21 protein-coding genes are annotated in these 17,735 nt (G+C 56.7%); 9 read left to right on the forward strand and 12 right to left on the reverse strand.

The annotated features are described in order from the left end of the window. Window positions 1-4: 4 nt before the first annotated feature. From hisC to ACVDG4_RS20845, 3 genes are all read right to left on the reverse strand, one after another. Window positions 5-1,147 carry a histidinol-phosphate transaminase gene (hisC, locus tag ACVDG4_RS20835; RefSeq protein ID WP_447236523.1) on the reverse strand — a complete coding sequence of 381 codons (1,143 nt, stop codon included), beginning with the start codon at window positions 1,145-1,147 and terminating at the stop codon, window positions 5-7. Continuing rightward, entirely contained in the window at window positions 1,144-2,016 is an 873-nt protein-coding gene (locus tag ACVDG4_RS20840; protein ID WP_447236524.1) for a chorismate mutase, read from the reverse strand. The genes hisC and ACVDG4_RS20840 overlap by 4 nt, the downstream gene beginning before the upstream one ends. 88 nt (window positions 2,017-2,104) lie before the next feature. Continuing rightward, a complete protein-coding gene (locus ACVDG4_RS20845; protein ID WP_209002598.1) occupies window positions 2,105-3,034 on the reverse strand; it encodes a class I SAM-dependent methyltransferase in 930 nt (309 codons plus the stop codon). Here ACVDG4_RS20845 and gloB point away from each other — a divergent pair. From gloB to ACVDG4_RS20865, 4 genes are all read left to right on the forward strand, one after another. After that, on the forward strand, window positions 3,033-3,815 hold the full coding sequence (gene gloB, locus ACVDG4_RS20850) for a hydroxyacylglutathione hydrolase (protein ID WP_447236525.1): 783 nt from the start codon (window positions 3,033-3,035) through the stop codon (window positions 3,813-3,815). The genes ACVDG4_RS20845 and gloB overlap by 2 nt on opposite strands. A 140-nt stretch (window positions 3,816-3,955) precedes the next feature. After that, on the forward strand, window positions 3,956-4,174 hold the full coding sequence (locus ACVDG4_RS20855; protein ID WP_133952573.1) for a hypothetical protein: 219 nt from the start codon (window positions 3,956-3,958) through the stop codon (window positions 4,172-4,174). Window positions 4,175-4,264: 90 nt separating this feature from the next. Next, on the forward strand, window positions 4,265-4,708 hold the full coding sequence (locus ACVDG4_RS20860; RefSeq protein WP_447236526.1) for a cupin domain-containing protein: 444 nt from the start codon (window positions 4,265-4,267) through the stop codon (window positions 4,706-4,708). Window positions 4,709-4,748: 40 nt separating this feature from the next. Beyond that, entirely contained in the window at window positions 4,749-5,153 is a 405-nt protein-coding gene (locus ACVDG4_RS20865) for a hypothetical protein (RefSeq protein WP_447236527.1), read from the forward strand. A 94-nt stretch (window positions 5,154-5,247) separates the two neighbouring features. On the opposite strand, the gene ACVDG4_RS20870 is transcribed toward ACVDG4_RS20865, so the two are convergent. Together ACVDG4_RS20870 and ACVDG4_RS20875 are read right to left on the reverse strand one after the other, a co-directional pair. After that, the gene (locus ACVDG4_RS20870; RefSeq protein WP_306149321.1) at window positions 5,248-6,003 is read right to left on the reverse strand and encodes a tellurite resistance TerB family protein; all 756 of its coding nucleotides are present in this window, start codon (window positions 6,001-6,003) and stop codon (window positions 5,248-5,250) included. 135 nt (window positions 6,004-6,138) lie between these two features. Beyond that, window positions 6,139-6,606 (reverse strand): Lrp/AsnC family transcriptional regulator, encoded by a 468-nt coding sequence (locus ACVDG4_RS20875; protein ID WP_447236528.1) that lies wholly within the window; start codon window positions 6,604-6,606, stop codon window positions 6,139-6,141. Between the two features lie 127 nt (window positions 6,607-6,733). On the opposite strand from ACVDG4_RS20875, the gene hppD reads away from it, so the two are divergent. Further along, window positions 6,734-7,846, forward strand: a complete 1,113-nt coding sequence (gene hppD, locus ACVDG4_RS20880) for a 4-hydroxyphenylpyruvate dioxygenase (RefSeq protein WP_447236529.1) — start codon at window positions 6,734-6,736, stop codon at window positions 7,844-7,846. A 67-nt stretch (window positions 7,847-7,913) separates the two neighbouring features. Here hppD and ACVDG4_RS20885 read toward each other — a convergent pair whose 3' ends face one another. From ACVDG4_RS20885 to rsmI, 4 genes are all read right to left on the reverse strand, one after another. After that, entirely contained in the window at window positions 7,914-8,720 is an 807-nt protein-coding gene (locus tag ACVDG4_RS20885; protein WP_447236530.1) for an outer membrane protein, read from the reverse strand. A 506-nt stretch (window positions 8,721-9,226) separates the two neighbouring features. After that, the gene (gene gshB, locus ACVDG4_RS20890) at window positions 9,227-10,171 is read right to left on the reverse strand and encodes a glutathione synthase (protein ID WP_447236531.1); all 945 of its coding nucleotides are present in this window, start codon (window positions 10,169-10,171) and stop codon (window positions 9,227-9,229) included. Window positions 10,172-10,279: 108 nt separating this feature from the next. Beyond that, complete coding sequence (locus tag ACVDG4_RS20895; RefSeq protein WP_447236532.1) at window positions 10,280-10,666, reverse strand: YraN family protein; 387 nt, start codon at window positions 10,664-10,666, stop codon at window positions 10,280-10,282. A 2-nt stretch (window positions 10,667-10,668) separates the two neighbouring features. Continuing rightward, window positions 10,669-11,580 carry a 16S rRNA (cytidine(1402)-2'-O)-methyltransferase gene (gene rsmI, locus ACVDG4_RS20900; RefSeq protein WP_447236533.1) on the reverse strand — a complete coding sequence of 304 codons (912 nt, stop codon included), beginning with the start codon at window positions 11,578-11,580 and terminating at the stop codon, window positions 10,669-10,671. 191 nt (window positions 11,581-11,771) lie between these two features. Here rsmI and ACVDG4_RS20905 point away from each other — a divergent pair, with 191 nt between their 5' ends. Both ACVDG4_RS20905 and coaBC read left to right on the forward strand, forming a co-directional pair. Next, entirely contained in the window at window positions 11,772-12,989 is a 1,218-nt protein-coding gene (locus ACVDG4_RS20905) for a penicillin-binding protein activator (protein ID WP_447236534.1), read from the forward strand. Between the two features lie 30 nt (window positions 12,990-13,019). Next, window positions 13,020-14,252, forward strand: coding sequence for a bifunctional phosphopantothenoylcysteine decarboxylase/phosphopantothenate--cysteine ligase CoaBC (coaBC, locus tag ACVDG4_RS20910; RefSeq protein ID WP_447236535.1), 1,233 nt, complete (start codon window positions 13,020-13,022; stop codon window positions 14,250-14,252). Window positions 14,253-14,296: 44 nt separating this feature from the next. On the opposite strand, the gene ACVDG4_RS20915 is transcribed toward coaBC, so the two are convergent. The 3 genes from ACVDG4_RS20915 to ACVDG4_RS20925 form a co-directional block, all read right to left on the reverse strand. Next, window positions 14,297-15,082 (reverse strand): DODA-type extradiol aromatic ring-opening family dioxygenase, encoded by a 786-nt coding sequence (locus ACVDG4_RS20915; RefSeq protein WP_447236536.1) that lies wholly within the window; start codon window positions 15,080-15,082, stop codon window positions 14,297-14,299. A gap of 203 nt (window positions 15,083-15,285) precedes the next feature. Next, entirely contained in the window at window positions 15,286-15,867 is a 582-nt protein-coding gene (locus tag ACVDG4_RS20920) for an OmpA family protein (protein ID WP_409686690.1), read from the reverse strand. 21 nt (window positions 15,868-15,888) lie between these two features. After that, window positions 15,889-16,308, reverse strand: coding sequence for a hypothetical protein (locus tag ACVDG4_RS20925; RefSeq protein WP_209176316.1), 420 nt, complete (start codon window positions 16,306-16,308; stop codon window positions 15,889-15,891). Between the two features lie 173 nt (window positions 16,309-16,481). Here ACVDG4_RS20925 and dut point away from each other — a divergent pair, with 173 nt between their 5' ends. Then, window positions 16,482-16,931 carry a dUTP diphosphatase gene (gene dut, locus ACVDG4_RS20930; protein ID WP_447236537.1) on the forward strand — a complete coding sequence of 150 codons (450 nt, stop codon included), beginning with the start codon at window positions 16,482-16,484 and terminating at the stop codon, window positions 16,929-16,931. A gap of 24 nt (window positions 16,932-16,955) precedes the next feature. Beyond that, window positions 16,956-17,615, forward strand: coding sequence for an HAD family hydrolase (locus ACVDG4_RS20935; protein ID WP_447236538.1), 660 nt, complete (start codon window positions 16,956-16,958; stop codon window positions 17,613-17,615). Window positions 17,616-17,735 lie beyond the last annotated feature (120 nt).

Raw genomic sequence — 17,735 nt, forward strand, 5'->3', positions numbered from 1 at the left:
GTTTTTAGGCTTGCGCCAGAAAATCCTTCAGATGCGCAACCACGGTGCGGTTGGCTTCTTCGCTGCCAATGGTCATGCGAATTGCGTTCGGCAGGCCGTAATTGCCCACCAAGCGCAGAACACAGCCGCGCTCCAGAAGATAGGCATCCGCATCTGTTGCCCGTTTGCCATCAACGTCCGGGAAATGGACCAAAACGAAATTGCCTACACTTGGAGTGACGGTCAGACCGAGTTTTTCCAATTCGGACGTCACCCACGGCAGCCATTTTTCATTGTGCTCGATCGATGCGGTCACGAAAGACCGGTCGCGGACAGCCGCTGCGCCTGCGGCAATCGCAACACCGGAGACATTGAACGGGCCGCGGATGCGGTTCATCGCGTCAATCACGTGCGCCGGGCCGAAGCCCCAACCGAGACGCAGGTTGGCAAGGCCGTAGATCTTCGAAAAGGTCCGGGTCATGACAACGTTGTCGGCAGTCGCCGCCAGCTCGATCCCGCTTTCATAATCGTTCCGGCGGACATATTCGCCATAGGCGGCATCCAGAACCAGAAGAACATGTGGCGGCAGAGTCTGATGCAGGCGCTTGACTTCCTCAAACGGGATGTAAGTGCCTGTCGGATTGTTCGGATTGGCCAGGAAAACCATCTTTGTTTTGCTGGTCACCCGTTCCAGGATCGCGTCCACATCGGCGGTAAAGTCTTTTTCCGGTGCAACGACCGGTGTTGCCCCAGCGGCGCGGATTGCGATCTCGTATACGAGAAAGCCGTGTTCAGAATAGATCGCCTCATCACCTTCATCGAGATAGGTGTTGGCGAGCATGCTCAGGATTTCATCTGATCCTGCGCCGCAAATAATCCGATCCGGATTGAGGCCGTAAACATCGCCGATCGCGGCCCGCAATTCGGTCGCCCCGCCGTCCGGATAGAGCTCCAAAGACTTTGCAACGCTTTCGACTGCTGCGGACACCGCGTCGCTGAAACCAAGCGGCGTTTCATTTGACGAGAGTTTATGAAGCGTCTTGCCATGAGAGCCCTTGGATTTGCCCGGAACATAGGGGGCAATATCCAACACGCCTTGTTTCGGCTGCGGGCGGCTCTGAACGGCCGTCTGATCGACTTCAGTCACTGCAATCGTCATGTCATTCATCCCAAGTCCCCTGCATCTGCAGGGTCAAACACATCATCTGGATCGCTGGCCCCGTCAATTGGCGCTGCATACCCGCCAACTGGCCTCAAGACGTCTGGTGCGGCACCGGCTTCCAGGCAAGCTGCCAGGACAGCGTCCTCCGGCAGATCGCCGGAAACGGCAAGCAGTGCATCCACACCGGTCGCTGAGCGGTAGAAGCTCAGAACTTCGATCCCCTGGTCCATCAATTTGCCTGGCAAACGGTCAGACCAACGCGCGTCATAAACCGCAATTTCCGGCTTGTCGATAATCCTGTCGGATTTGGCAAGAACCAGCGCCGGCAAATCTGCCGGTCGTTCATCAACAAGAACGAGGGGCAGGCGCGCCCGGATCTGAGCACCGCTCTCATTCAGCCCGCGCCACCAAGGCAGATCCGCCCGGTCGGTCAAGGCCACAAGTCCAATGTCTGAGACGGCATCGCTCACAGCACCGGCAACATCCGCGGCATCACTTCCCGGCACAAGGTCCGCCGAAAACCCGAAATAATAACGGGCAAGATCCAGCATGCCCACGAGATCACCGCTGCCGTCCAGATGGATCGCGGACCCAGCGGGCGGGTTTAGGCTTGTTGCGAGGATTGCGCGCCAGATTTCTTCAAGAGCAACCAACGGCAATGCGCCTTGATTGAGCTCTGCCAATGACCGGATAAGGTCGGTGTCACGGTCAAAGTCTGGGGCTCGGGAGGAGGTGTCTGCGCCCTCCTGCAGAGCGGCGAGATTGGTCTCTGTTTGGTGACGTTCCACCAGCGCATCGTGGATGCGCGCATCGATTTCAGCGAGACGGGCGCGGGCGGTATCGATTGATGCGCCGTTATCCGGGCTCCGGGTCATTCAAAAATTCCTCAAAACAAGCGTGTGCAGGCGCGGCCTAGTCATATGTATCCGGTCGCAAAAAGGCAAAAGAATTCCGGACCTGACGCTACTGCTCCGACCGTTCCCGGCGCACTGGCTTCAGCCCGGTCGCCGCACCATCTGGAATGAACACGGGACGCAGAACCCGGAGGCGGCTCTTCTTGCCATCGACCGGCAAACTGCGGAACACCAGTTTTTCCGCTTCAAGGATCAGGATGCCGGCGAATGCCGGCCAGAATCGGCGCCCAAGGTTCTCCCAGGTCCGCGCCGTTCTCTGTATGCTGACCGCCCGCGATGGCGGCATGAAGAGGGCTTCAGAATCGCTCAAGACATTGAACTGGCAGTTCTTCATGAGTTCCTTCAGCTGGCTTCCCGAATACGGCCGGCCATAGCCAAATGGGGAGAGTTCCGAGCGGGCCCACAAACCGCGCCGGTTGGGCACAACAACGATCACTCGGCCGCCCGGGGCGAGCACGCGCCACACTTCCCGGAGCATCGCCGATGGATCGGAACAATGATCCAGTGCGTGCACCAGCATGATTCGATCGAATGTCGCGTCGGAAAACGGCAAAGCCTCATCTTCGACCAGGGCGCAGGAATTGGCATGTTCCCGCGGCCAGTGGATGGCGCCTTGGGGGGCTGGCATGGCGGAGATCACCCGTTCAGCCGATCCATGATACCGGCGCATGAACGGACCGGCATACCCGAGACCCAATAGGCTTTGACCTTGAATATCCGGCCACATCTGCGCGACCGGTGCGCCGATCAAGCCTCGCAGCAATTGCCCAAGTGGAAGATCATAAAAGGCCCGTAAATGAACGACGTCGAGATACATAAAATTCGCCTGATGGAAGCTTGGACGGCGATTGAACAGGGAACTGTAGTGGAGCGCAAGACTTGAAATCCCGCCAAGCGGATACACCTCAATGGCTTGCCCGCAGCGCCGGTCTTTGCCACTGTGGCGCGCATTCCGATCCCCGGCCGAGGAGCTTCTCATGTCTTTAAGCGACACCACCGAAATTCATCAGTTTGCCTGCCTGGACGACAATTTTGGTGTTCTCATACATGACCGAGCGAGCGGCACGACCGTGGCTGTCGATGTGCCTGATGCGGCAGCCTATGAGGCGGCCTTGGCGGAAACCGGTTGGAAACTCAGCCATATCCTGATCACCCACCATCATTGGGATCACGTGCAGGGGCTCGGAGAGTTGAAGACCAAAACCGGTGCGGTGGTGATCGGTCCGGAGCGGTCGCGTCAAAAGATCTCCGAGCTCGACCGGACCGTCGAAGACGGTGATGATGTCTTGTGCGGACCTTATGAGGTCAAGGCCATTGCCACGCCTGGCCACACGCTGGATCAGATTTCCTGGTACATTCCCTCAATCAAGGTTGCCCATACCGGCGACACACTGTTTGCGCTGGGCTGCGGCCGGGTGTTTGAGGGTGACAAGGAGATGATGTGGGCCTCGCTGTCTCATCTGATGCACCGGCTGCCGGACGACACCACGATCTACTGTGGACATGAATACACCGAGGCCAATGCTAGGTTTGCCTTGACCATCGAGCCGGGCAATGACGCCTTGCAAGCGCGTGCGAAGGAAATTGCCGACATCCGCGCTCTGGGCAAGCCGACACTGCCGACGACAATGGCAGCGGAAAAGGCAACCAACCCGTTTCTTCGCGCTGGTGAAGCGTCGGTTGCGGACGCGCTGGGCATGGCGGGGCAGCCGGCAGAGGCTGTGTTCACTGAAATCCGTACGCGCAAAGACAATGCCTGATCGTGGTGCAGTGTCTTGACGCTGCATTCACCACCCGCTTGATGGTGCGGCTCGATCAAGAAACTTTGACTGGACCGCTAAAAACGCAGGCCAACCGCTCCTATATCCAAGTCGTTATGATCCTGTAAGGGGCAGAAACCATGACGACTGACAGGTCTTTAGACCCATCCGGACGGACTCCGGAACAACGCGCCCAGGATGTGGTGCAGAGAATTGCAAGCCAGGCCGAACCCATTCCACTCACCCACGGCGGTGGCCACCGCCTCGATATGCAAGTGCTCTACGAAGAAATCGTCGCCGCTCTCCGGGAAACCGTCGATGACATCGCGTTTTGCACCGAGTCCAAACCCAATCACTGACATTATTGTCCAACTCCCAATAAATCTCCGGCGCGGATTGGAAACACCTGTTATTCAGGTGTTCCAATTGCCTTAGCCCATGGGACTGGTATGCCGGTTGATCCAACTCTTTCCGCCGACAACATCGTTGACCTCCTGAAGATGCAGCCGCATCCGGAGGGGGGGTTTTATGCAGAAACTTTTCGTGATGATGTGACGGACGCGCAGGGGCGTGCGGCCTCCACGCTGATCTATTTCCTGCTGCCGGACGGCATCGTATCACGCTGGCATAAGGTGGACGCTGTAGAGACTTGGCATTGGTATGCCGGTGCGGCGCTGGAATTGTCCATCAGCACAGACGGCACTAGTACGCAGGTGGTCCGCCTCGGCAATGACTTGCTTGGCGGAGAGCGCCCGCAGGGCATAGTGCCGCGTGAGGCCTGGCAGCAAGCCCGCTCACTCGGAGCATGGACACTCGTCGGCTGTACCGTCGCGCCGGGATTTCAGTTCGAAGGATTTGAAATGGCGTCAGAAGGGTGGGAACCGGGAGGTTAAATAGGAGGTGTAGTTTTTGATTTTGTAATTACGAGGAAACATGAGTTTAACACGTATTTCTATTGTTCTCTTTGGCCTTCTTATGTCCTATGCTTTTGCAATAATATTATTGACGTCTCCGGTTCTATTTTCCTCTGTAAGCGCTTTCCTTTATGCATTGATCCTTATGGCTATGTTTGTGATACCGGCGACATTACCAGTTACGCTCTTACTTCTTGTTTTTGCTGAATGGAGAGGAATTGGGAGTTTTTTATACTATTTTTTTGCGGGTGGATTTGTGGCGCTTTTCGAAGCCATGAGTATTTCGGCTGGAACGGTTCCATTTTTAGTAATCGGATGCATGTCCGGCATTGTGTATTGGATTTCCGCTGGAAGACTGAACTCAAATTCCAAAATTGCCGCCATTGATAGAGACGGCAGATATGACGACCCAGAATACTGGTGATCTCAATTGAAGCTGATTGCCTATTCAGCTTCTTATAAAAATATTGGGAACCGGGAGCGTAACCGTGTCCCGGATCCCGTAGCGATTGAAGGTCTTAACCGGCCATTTCCGCTTCGCGGACCGCCATTTCAATTTCCTGCACCAGACCCTCTTCAAGACCAAGACGGGCGGCCAGCATCTGGAGATAGGCTTTTTCCGCCGGATGGTCCGGGTCAATGGCGAGCCGGGACGCCGCGTAGATCTCGGCGGCCGTTTCCGGACAAGTTGCGCTGGCAACGACCTTGTCGAGATCAAGCGGTGAACGCAGCTCATCCATCAGGAACGCCTTGGCTTCGCTATCGAGACCGGCTTCATCAATCTTTTCAAAGATCCGGTCCTGCTCGTCCCGGTCGATATGGCCGTCAGCCTTGGCGGCTGAAATCATGGCGGTGAGAAGGTTGACTGCGAACTGATTTTCGCCGCCCGGCTGCTGCGCCGGGTCAAAGGCGGTGCCGCGCGGGGCTTCCAGCGGGATCGGCTCGTCTTGCGGATAGTGCGGGCGTGGCGCGTTTTGCTTGTTGGCCTGATGGCCCTGATAAGCCTTGTAGGCAAGACCGGCTACCAGCGCCAAACCGCCATAAGTGACTGCTTTTTTACCGATCTTCCGGCCGGATTTTGAACCAAGCATCAAACCGGCAAGGCTGCCAAGTGCCAGGCCGCCACCTTGTGAGGACAGAAAATCCTTGCCTTGGGAGAGAAGATCACCGGATCCGCCACGCTGGTTCTGACCAGGATATTGGCCGCCTTGCCCGCCGGGGGCGCCGCCCTGGCTACCCAAAAACTGATCCAGCAAGGATTTTGCATCAAACATGTTTGGCTCCCTATGTCCGCCGAGGACGAAATCATCGTTCTTCAGATGGGATTTTTGCGCCCGGTCGCAAGGTTATGCCGTGATTCATGACGGTTTTTCATCAAACAGTTTGGGTAGCGACCGCCGTGTCTATATTCACGTCAAAGGCAGCAAATTGTCGTCCTTCAACGTGTCCATCGCAATGGAGGACTTCACGTGCTGGACAGCTTCTTGGGGCAAGAGCTCGTCGTTGACGATCCGGCTGAGAGCTTTCAGGTCCCGGACGACCACTTTCAGCATGTAATCGACGTCGCCGGTCAGCGTATGTGCTTCTTGAACCTCCGGCATGGCGGTGACCATATTTCTGAATTTACGGGCGTTTTCCCGGCTGTGCGCGCCCAAGGTCACCCCAACGAAGGCTGTCACGGTAAAGCCCAGGGCTTCAGGATCCAAAGCTGCCCGGTACCGGCGGATGATGCCGTTGTCTTCCAGTTTCTGCCGGCGCCGGGAGACCTGGCTGGCAGAAAGGCCGATCGTTTCGCCAATCTCCGCATTGGTTGCTGCTGAATTTTCCTGAAGGGCGGCGAGCAGCTTCATATCAAAGCTGTCCAATGCAATTTGCATGCTAATTTTTCTCCAACTGCGCACGAAACACGCATCACTATACGGCAAATCACGCAGATTGCACACACCCTGCGCGCGGTCCCGGGCATTCTAGACGTAAAGTTTGCACTTTCCAGGAGGATCCGCCATGGGACCGTTCCCGCATAATGCGCCGCCGGCGCAAATCACCCCACAGAACCCGGCCGGCACGGATGGTTTTGAGTTTGTCGAGTTTGCCCATCCGGAACCGGAGAAGCTCGATGCCTTGTTCCGCAAGATGGGCTATGTGCCGGTCGCGAAACACAAGACCAAAGAGATTACGCTCTACCGTCAGGGTGACATTACTTATGTTCTGAATGCGGAGCCTGGCACCCACGCCATGCGTTTCGTTGAAGATCACGGACCGTGTGCCCCGTCCATGGCATGGCGAGTGGTCGATGCGCAAAAGGCCTATGATCACGCCATTTCCAAAGGGGCGGAGCCCTACGCGGACAATGACAAGACGTTGAACGTTCCCGCCATCAAGGGTATCGGCGGCTCGCTGCTGTATTTCATCGAAGCCTACGGCGACAAGGGATCAGCCTATTCGGCGGAATTTGATTGGCTTGGGGACGTGGACCCGAAACCGGAAGGTGTCGGCTTCTATTACCTCGATCACCTGACGCACAACGTCTACCGCGGCAATATGGACAAGTGGTGGGATTTTTACCGCGACCTCTTCAACTTCAAACAAATCCATTTCTTCGACATTGATGGCCGGATCACTGGCCTTGTCAGCCGGGCGATCACCTCGCCGTGCGGCAAGATCCGCATTCCGTTGAACGAATCCAAGGATGATACCAGCCAGATCGAAGAGTATCTGCGCAAGTACAAGGGTGAAGGCATTCAGCACATCGCGGTTGGCTCGGACGACATCTATACCAGCACGGACAAGCTGGCGGATAACGAGCTGAAATTCATGCCGGGCCCGCCGGACACTTACTACGAGATGTCTCGTGACCGGGTGCATGGCCATGATGAACCGATCGAGCGGATGAAGCGTCACGGCATCCTGATCGATGGCGAAGGTGTCATCGATGGCGGCATGACCAAGATCCTTCTGCAGATTTTTTCCAAGACCGTCATCGGGCCTATCTTCTTTGAATTCATTCAGAGAAAAGGCGACGAGGGCTTCGGCGAAGGAAATTTCCGGGCTCTTTTTGAATCGATCGAGGAAGATCAGATCCGCCGGGGCGTGCTGGCAACAGACGCTGCAGAATAAGGGCGGCACCTAAAGAAATGTCCCCTCAGGCCGAGCGACTGAGAGGGCTTCCTTGTCCGATATCCAATCAAAAACGGTAGTTCACGCCGAGGCGCGCGAGAAAGCCTGTGTTGTCGGATTCTGCAGCATAATCGATGCCATCCAGCGCGCCGACCGAACGCACAGCTGCATTCCCGGTGGCTGTGACATTGCTGTCTGCCAGATCATAGTAGAGGCCATCGAGCTTCATTGAAATGTTTTCGGTGACTTTGACTTCCGCACCGCCGCCAAGGGTCCAGCCGAATTTCAACTCGTCATCGCTGCCGTTCCATGCAAGTGCGGGCGCATCGACACCGTTGACGGACGTCTCCAATTCAACCTGACCCATGGCCAGGCCGCCTGTAGCAAAGACCATAAAGCGGTCGGACGCCGCGTAGCCGAGGCGTCCGCGGACTGTACTGAAAAAGCTCATCCGCTTCTTGGCGGATGTTGTAAGGCGGGTTCCGAGAACCGCAGCACCTGTAAACGAGCTGCTTTTGTTGATGTCAGCCCAGGAAATGTCGCCTTCAAGACCGGCCACAAAACTGTTGATCTGATAATCATAACCAGCGGTTAGACCGCCCAGGACCCCATTTCCCGAGAGGCCAAGGGAAGACGGCACAATCGTGCTGCCAAGGGATTGAAAGCCGCTGGTGCCCGTTGTGGTCGCATCATCATCTGACCATCCCCAGCCCAAGAATGCGCCAGCATAAAAGCCAGTCCAGCTGCTGACGGGAGGAACCTCAATAATTGGTTCCAATGTTGGAAAGTCTGCCGCATTCACGGAGTATGGAATCAGGGTTCCGGCGACTATGGCAGCGGCACTCAGTATTTTAACATGATACTGACTGGGCATGTCGTCTCCATGGATTGTGAGTTGTGATATTCAAATCAACTGGGTTCAGATCTTACTCTGCGTCATCTATTTCGATTACGCTAATTTTTCTTGGTTAACAAAACTTTTCCGCTAACGGTTTAGCAACGGTCTTGTTCTCGTTTATTCTTTTTTTTTGGCAGTGAGTTATTCTTCTAATTTGTTCCGCATTAACCTGAGGCGGTTTGTGTCTTGCCGTATGTAGGAGATGGTCAGCCCAAACAGGAATTCGCGTCACATTCTGGAAAAACGACTCAATTCAGTCCTCAAATGCACACGGGCCGCGGTCTGCCCGAATCGTGAAAAGCGACATGGGAAATGCGAACCGCAAACTTTTTTGGATTAAAGAAGGAATAACCAATTCATCCGGGTGTTTTAAACACAGAGGCTCCTGAACAGGCCCTCTATTGCATTGTCTAAGCACACACTTCAGCCCTCACACCTTGGTGTGAGGGTTTTTTTCTTTCTGCTGTAGCCCGGACTGCGGTTCAGTCCTTGATTTTTTGCTCCAAGACATCCCAGACTTTTGCCGCGACATCCGGGCCGCCGAGGTTCTGGATGGCGCGGATGCCGGTTGGGGCGGTGACGTTGATTTCCGTCAGCATGCCGTCGATCACATCAATGCCGACCAGGATCAGGCCTTTTTCGCGCAGAGACGGTCCGAGGCGGGCGCAGATTTCCCGTTCCCGTACTGTCAGATCACTGTCTGTCGGCGCGCCGCCACGCACCATGTTGGAGCGGAGATCACCAGCCGCCGGAACACGGTTCACTGCACCGGCAAACTCACCGTTGACCAAGAGAATGCGTTTGTCGCCGTGTTTGACGTTCGGCAGGAACTGCTGAATGACCCAGGGTTCGCGGAATGTGGCGGCAAAGAAGTCGTACAGCGATCCGTAGTTCAGATCATCTTTTGTGATCCGGAACACCGCCGCGCCGCCATGGCCGAAGAGCGGCTTCATGACGATATCGCCGTATTCTTCCCGGAAGAGATCGATCTCCGAACGGTCCTTGGTGATCAGGGTCGGTGGCATCAAATCCGGAAATTCGGTGACGAACAGTTTTTCCGGCGCGTTGCGTACTTCCGTTGGATCGTTCACCACCAGAGTGTCCGGGTGGATCTTGTCCAAGATGTGCGTTGCCGCGATATAGGACAGATCGAACGGTGGGTCCTGCCGCATCAACACCACATCGATCTCGCGCATGTTTGTGCGTGTTCGTGCGCCGAGCGTGAAGTGGTTGCCCTTTTCATCGCGGACCATAACGGGCTCCAACGCGCAAAACACTTCGTCGCCGCGCATTGCCAGCCGGTCCGGTGTGTAGTGGTAGAGTTCGTGGCCGCGCTTTTGGGCCTCCAGCATCATTGCAAAGGCGCTGTCGCCGGCAATGTTGATGGATTCGATATGGTCCATCTGGACCGCGACTTTTATCGGCATGAGGCCACTCCCGGCGGGGCGCTATCCGTTTGAAACGGCGCGCTTGGGGCAAAAGACTGTTCGCGGCAGATATGCGGTCCGTGAGAGGGTTTGTCCAGAGGCCTGGTGTCAGTCTCTCGCCTCAAAGGCGTTCACGATCCGCTCAGGCAGGGCCCACGGGCGAATGATCATCACGTCGAACCGGAGCGTGAAAAAGCCGGCTTTCGGATGCTCTGCAACGAAGATCTTTGCGGCCCGGACGATCCGCTGTTGGCTGGCCGGTGTCACGGCCTCAAGCGCGGCTTGCCTGGATTTACGAGTCTTGACCTCGATAAAGGCGACGGTCTTGCGTTTCTTGGCGATCAAGTCAATTTCGCCCGCCTTCGTCTTGTAGCGTTGCTTCAGGATGCGCCAACCGGTCAGGCGCAAATACCAGGCCGCATAAGTCTCTGCGGAAAGGCCACGCGTATGAGCTTTGCGGCGGCTTTCTGTTCCGTGGCTGTCGCGCTTTGCCACGGTCAGCTACCTGCCTTGAGTTCCAGCGCGCGTTTGTAGACCTCGCTGCGATCCAGACCCGTTGCCTTGGAAACCTGTTTAGCGGCTGCGCTGACGGGCATATCCGAGAGCGCTTCCCGGAGCAGGGTGTCGAGGTCTTCTGCATCTGCTTCCGGTTTTTCCTCTGGCGGTCCCACCAGAATGACGATCTCGCCCTTCACCGTTTGATCTGCGAACCGGTTGCCAAGCTCTTGCAGCGTTCCCCGCTCAAAGGTCTCAAAGCGTTTGGTGAGCTCGCGCGCGACCACCGCCTCTCGCGTTCCGCCGAAAACCGTTGCCATAAGTTCCAGGGTTGCCGCGGTCCGATGGGGAGATTCAAAGAAAATCAGTGTCGCCGGTGTTTTGGCGAGTTCTTCAAGACGTTTGGTCTTAGGGCCGCCTTTTTGCGGTAGAAAACCGGCAAACAGAACCGTGTCGCTGGGGAGCCCGGACGCAACCAGACCTGCGAGGGGGGCGGAGGCGCCAGGGATCGGAAACACCTTGTACCCGGCGGCCACAACGTCCCGGACCAGCCTGTAGCCCGGATCAGACACCAGCGGCGTGCCGGCATCGGACACAAGGGCAACCGCGTTACCGGCTTCGAGTTCTCCGAGAATTTTCGGCCGCTGCTTGTCGGCGTTGTGTTCGTGGTAAGGAAGAAGAGGGGTCTTGAGGCCGAATTTCTGCGTAAGCGTCGACGTTATCCGCGTATCTTCACACGCGATCATGCTCGTGGCCGCGAGAGTTTCCAGCGCGCGCACGGTGATGTCACCGAGGTTTCCGATCGGCGTGGAGACAACATAGAGCGCGGGTTCCAGATTGGGCGCCGTGAAGGCGTATTCCGACAAGCTGTAACGGTTTTTGGAACCTGTTTGTCCGCCGCCTGGCTCTGTCATCACGGATCCCTTCACCTCAATTCAAATCTTCGGTTCCGATCTCAAGGACGTCCCGATTGTCTTGCGCTACCTGCCCGAAACACGCAATGCAAGGCAAATCCACCATTCATGCCGCGTTGCGCGGCTGAAAACTGGACAGCGCATTCGTTAATCCTTAAGTCTGGGGCAAAGGGTGGATGGAAATCAGACACATGGACGAAACGGACGTCGTTGTTCGGCATCGCCGACGCACATTCTTGAAAACCGCTTTGGCCGGTGCCAGCACACTGGCGCTTGGGGGCTGTTTGGGCTCATCCCTAGGAACGTTGCCCGGCGAACAGATCCAGCCGGGCGCCCAACCGCAGGTAACCGGTGAAACAATCGGTACTGGTGCGGTCCGGGTCGGACTTATGCTGCCGCTGTCCTCAAGTGGGGGCAATGCGTCGATTGGAACTGTTTTCAAAAACTCCGCTGCGCTGGCGCTTCAAAACTTTCCAAATTCGGATGTGCAGCTTCTGGTGAAAGACACCGGAGGGACAACGGAAGGGGGCCGCGCTGCCGCGCAACAGGCGATCTCTGAGGGTGCCGAGCTGATCCTTGGTCCCGTCTTTGCGCCGGCAGTGTCGGGCGCTGGTTCAGCTGCAAGGGCGGCAGGTGTTCCGGTTATTGCGTTTTCGACAGATACGTCAGTCGCCGCGCGCGGCATCTACCTGTTGAGCTTCCTTCCGGAAAGCGATGTGAAGCGCATCATTGGTTATGCCAGCAGCCAGCAGAAACGGTCTTATGCAGCCCTCCTGCCGAACGATTCTTATGGCAGTGTGGTTGAGGCGGCGTTCCGTCAGGAAGTCGGCCGCACCGGAGGACGGATTGCAACGATCCAGCGCTACAACGTCAGTGGTTCGGACACGTCCGACCTGGTCGCCAAAGCCAACGCCCTTCAGTCTTCTTTGACCAGCATCGACGCTCTCTTTGTCCCGGCGGGCGGACCTGTGCCGGGCCTCGTGATGCAGACATTGATGGGGCTGAATGCCGAGATCGGCAACATCAAGTTGCTTGGCTCGGGCCAGTGGGATACGCCGCAGGTCAAGAACAACCCCACACTGACCGGATCCTGGTTTGCGGGTCCTGAAGACAGCGGGTTCCGCGGGTTTGCGCAGCGCTATCAACAGACCTACGGCGCGCCACCGCCGCGGAACGCCAGCCTTGTCTATGACGGCGTCACACTGGCGGCGGGCCTGATCCGCTCCGCTGGGCCGCAACGGTTCCAGCAGAGCATCCTGACAAACCGGGACGGATTCCTTGGAATTGACGGCTTGTTCCGCTTCAAGCCGAATGGTCTTAATGAACGCGGTCTTGCGGTGTATCAGGTGACGGGTTCCGGCAGTCAGGTTGTGTCCGCTGCTCCGCGCGATTTCCGTTCCGGTTTCTGACCTCCATCGCCTCCTGGGAGTATAGTTCCGATGCTTGCCGGCAAAGAGATTGTGCTGATCATTAGCGGCGGAATCGCTGCTTACAAATCTCTGGACCTGATCCGGCGGCTGAAGGAGCGTGGGGCGCGGGTTGTCCCGGTCATGACTGATGGTGCGCAGGAGTTCGTGACGCCGCTGGCGGTGGGCGCCTTGAGCGCTGAGAAGGTGTTCACCAATCTGTTCGACCGGGAGGCGGAGCATGATGTGGGTCACATCCGCTTGGCGCGGGATCATGATCTGATCCTTGTTGCGCCCGCAACGGCCAATATGATGGCCAAGATGGCCCATGGCATTGCCGATGATCTTGCGACGGCCGTTTTACTTGCAACTGACGTACCGGTTTTGTTGGCCCCGGCGATGAACCCGAAGATGTGGCAAAACCCGGCAACACTGAAAAATGCGGACACCTTGCGTGAGCGCGGCATTGCGTTCATCGGCCCTGCCAGCGGTGAAATGGCGGAAAAAGGGGAAGCCGGGGTCGGTCGCATGAGCGAGCCTCTGGACATTGCCGCAGCAGCTGAGCTTCTCTTGCGGGATCAGGCGATTGCAGCCGAGGAACTGCCGTTGGCGGGAAGGCATGTCCTGATCACGTCCGGGCCGACACATGAGCCGATCGACCCGGTGCGCTATATCGCGAACCGGTCTTCTGGCAAGCAGGGTCATGCGCTTGCCGAAGCCGCATTCGCAGCTGGGGCGCGGGTGACACTGGTTTCCGGTCCGGTGACGATCCCCGACCCGGGTCATGTTACGACGATCCACGTTGAATCCGCGGCAGAGATGATGGCAGCTGTTGAGCAGAACCTGCCTGCGGATATCGCAATCATGGCTGCAGCTGTCGCTGACTGGCGCGTTGTCTCGGAAGGCGATCAGAAGATCAAGAAAGACGGCAGTGGCAAACCGCCTGGCTTGGAACTCACTGAGAATCCGGACATTTTGAAGACCGTCGGGCACCACGAAACGCTGCGGCCATCACTTCTGATCGGCTTTGCCGCCGAAACCCAGGACCTCATCAAAAACGCGACCTCGAAGTTGGAGCGAAAACGGGCCGATTGGATCGTCGCCAACGATGTCAGCCCTGCAACGGGCATCATGGGTGGCGACGCTAACACAATCAGATTGGTCAGCGCCAACGGTGTGGAAGACTGGCCGGCGATGGACAAGAAAGATGTTGCTCGCCAGCTGATTGCCCGGGCTGCAGAGAAACTGGGCCTAGAGCCAGAGTGAGGGCGGCGGCAGCTCTATTCAAGTTCAGCTGTGTCGTGGGCGGATCACTGGAACCGATAGTAACTCATGCTGATTGAGCCGTACTCGTAGCTCCGGTGCAGGAGCTCTGGTTTTTTTCCTTCGCCGGCAGCGCCAAACGGGAAGAACAGCGGCAACAGGTGCTCTTCTGTCGGGTGGTTCTGCCGAAAATTCGGTGCAGCTTCCAAATTGTCGAAGTAGCTCAATTGCCCTGCATCCAGTCCCTTGTCGAGCCAGGCATCAAATCCCGTTGCCCAGTCGGGAACCTGCGATCCATCCGGCCCAATGGCTCTTAAATTGTGGGTGGTGCTGCCGGAACCGGCGATCAGGACACCTTTTTCCGACAGCGGTGCCACGGCCGCTCCAAGCGCGTAGATCGTTTCCGGAGAACTGTCGTTTGGAAGCGAAATCTGAATAACAGGGATGTCTGCGTCCGGGAAGGCCAGTGACAAGGGCACCCAGGCCCCATGATCGAGACCCCATTCAGCGTCTTGCTCAGGCTCCAGTCCGGTAGTCTTTAGGACAGAAATCACCTCTTCGACCGCACTAGCGTCTGCCGAAGCGGGGTAGGAGATTTCATAAAGCTCGTCCGGAAAGCCTCTGAAATCGTGATAAGTGCGCAAAGGTCCAGGAGCTGAGACCTTCAGTCCTTCTGTTTCCCAGTGCGCAGACAGGATCAAAATGAAGCGCGGCTGCTGCATATCCTTGCCGAAACTCTTCAAGAAGCGGCTCGCCGGTGTGTCCCGTACAGCCAGTGTCGGCGCGCCATGGGCGAAAAAGACAGGTGAAATTGGCGTTTGATGATCCGGCATTGATCTACTCCATGCTTACGGCCAAGGCGGCCTCATCATAGAAATAAACCGTTCGAGCCTTTTCTGAAGATCAGAGCTGCTTGACACATTGTTCATTAAAGTCAAACAACGAGCACGAAATATCGAAATTAGATATTTTGAGTGACGTAATCAGACGTGCGGCACATGGTAGTGCGGGCGCTGAGCACCCGCACCACTATAACTTAGTTATAGCCCATATTGATGAGCTGCACCCGGCGATTCACGGCGGCAAACGGGTCTGCCGGATCGCGCAATTGCTCTTCGCCAAGACCAACCGAGAAGAGGGTGGAGCCGGGTACCTGGAATGTCGTCACTAGGGCCTCACGAATGGCTTGGGCGCGCCGCTGAGATAGTTCCAGATTGTATGTCCGGTCCCCTTTGGCGTCGGTATGTCCGACGATGAAGAACGTCTGGCCTTGGAGATACGGCGTATGCAGTGCATCGGCGATCAAGCCAACGGCTTCATAGGATTCCGGCCGGATGCGCGCTGAGTCGAAATCAAACGTGATTTCGATGTTGAACTGACGCAAGGACGCGAGCTGCTGATACATCGGGATGGTTTGCGGTGAATCCGCACCCGGATACTTCTGGATGTTTTCCAGAGCGGCGCGCTGAAGCGCATCCGCGCTCACTTCCACCTTCTGTTGGGCGCCTTGAAGCGAGTTGATGATCTGATTGCGGCTTAGTTCAGTTTGAGCGCTGGCAACTGTTACCGAGAAGCAAAGTGCACATGCAGCCGCGCTGGCAAAAAACAGGTTTTTCATGAAAAATCTCCTTAACCCAGCTTAGCGGTATCCGGCGAGGTCAATTGCGGTGTTGCACTTCTCGCTGACCGATGGTTGTGCCTTGAGTAGGCAGCGCAGGATGTGACCGGCACCAGGTTTGACGCCTTTGCAATACTGGGTGGCATCGCGTGCGCAGATCTCCGGCGCAGCGGCTTGAGCGGCCAGCCGTTCTGCAATAAGCCCGGCCACAACGGCCCGGTCTGCATTGCATTTTTGCGAGACCTTGGCCTGGTTTTGATCAAGGCACTGGCCAATTCCGTTGTTGGCAAGGGTCGCAGACTTGCAATACTTGTCGATGTCTGCGCCGCAGCTGACGGCGAGGATCTTGATTGCATCGGCAAACCCAACGGTTTGCGCCTGTGCCGTCATGCCTGCGGCGAAAAACATTCCCGCGGCAATCGCGCTTAGCAAATACTTCATTCTTAAGGTCTCCCAGCTCGAAAAACTTTCCGATACGGCAGATAGTTTCAGGACAGCGTGACGGCTTCAAGTAGCCTTTTGATATTTTTCGCTTATCCGCTTCATGGCCGAGCTGTGCTTGACAGGTTCCTGCGAATGTCGTCAACCGTTGCCAAACGAAATGGGACGGCTGCATGACCATCAAGCTTGAAATCAAACGCCTCGATCATGGGCAGGATTTGCCCCTACCGGCCTATCAAAGTGATTTGGCCGCAGGCCTGGATCTGCTTGCAGCCGTGGACGACGATCTGACGCTGCAACCTGGAAACCGGGCGCTGGTGCCGACGGGCCTGGCGATGTCATTGCCGGCCGGCTTTGAAGCCCAGGTTCGTCCCCGGTCCGGTCTTGCCGCGAAAAACGGCGTAACGGTGCTGAACACACCGGGTACAATTGATGCGGATTACCGCGGCGAAGTTAAAGTGATCCTGATCAATCTCGGTGATACGGCGTTTGAGATTTCGCGTGGTGATCGCATAGCCCAGATGGTGATCGCGCCCGTGCTGCAGGCTGAAATTGAAGAAGTCGAGATCCTGTCCGAAACAAGCCGGGGAACCGGTGGTTTCGGGTCGACTGGACAGCGCTAGGACTGAGACACAAGGGACTTCACCATGAATCCGAAACTTGTCATTTTCGATTGCGACGGTGTTCTGGTGGACACCGAGCGGATGGTGAATGCCAGTCTTGCGGAGATGGTGACGGAACTCGGGTTTCCGATCACCGGTCCAGAGTGCCAGCAGCGCTTCATGGGCCGGACCCTGGAAAACGTCAAAGAGATGGTTGAGGCGTTGACTGAGCGGAGCCTGCCAGACGATTGGCCCGATCAGGTGCGAAAACGCGATCTGGAAGTGTTCGCAGCGGGCGTTCCCGCCATTGCGGGCATTGCAGAAGTTCTGGACGAGCTTGACCGGCGCAACCTGCCGTATTGTGTCGGCTCGTCCGGCAAATACGCCAAGATGAAGACAACGCTTGGCAGTTCGGGGCTTTTGCCCCGCCTTGAGGGCAAACTGTTTTCCGCAGAAGACTGCGCCAACGGCAAACCGGCGCCCGATGTGTTTCTTCTTGCAGCAAGTACGATGGGATATCCGCCGGAAGACTGTGTTGTCATTGAAGACAGTTTGCCGGGCGTGCAGGCGGCGCGGTCCGCCGGTATGGCTGTTTATGCGTATGTCGAAGATCCAGCCTGCGACCGTGAAGCGCTGTCTGATGCCGGTGCGCATCTCTTCGACGACATGGCCGCACTTCCAGGTTTGCTGTTTTCTAAGCCGTGAGCCTTTCGTGAAAAGGCATTTTACGGAGGGCGCGCTCTCTAGGGGTTCTTCCCCTTATATCTCCCGCGGTGCCGTACTATCTTGAAGTCACAATTTAGAAAGGTGCGATTGGCACTGCAT

This window comes from Roseibium sp. MB-4, from assembly GCF_053005265.1.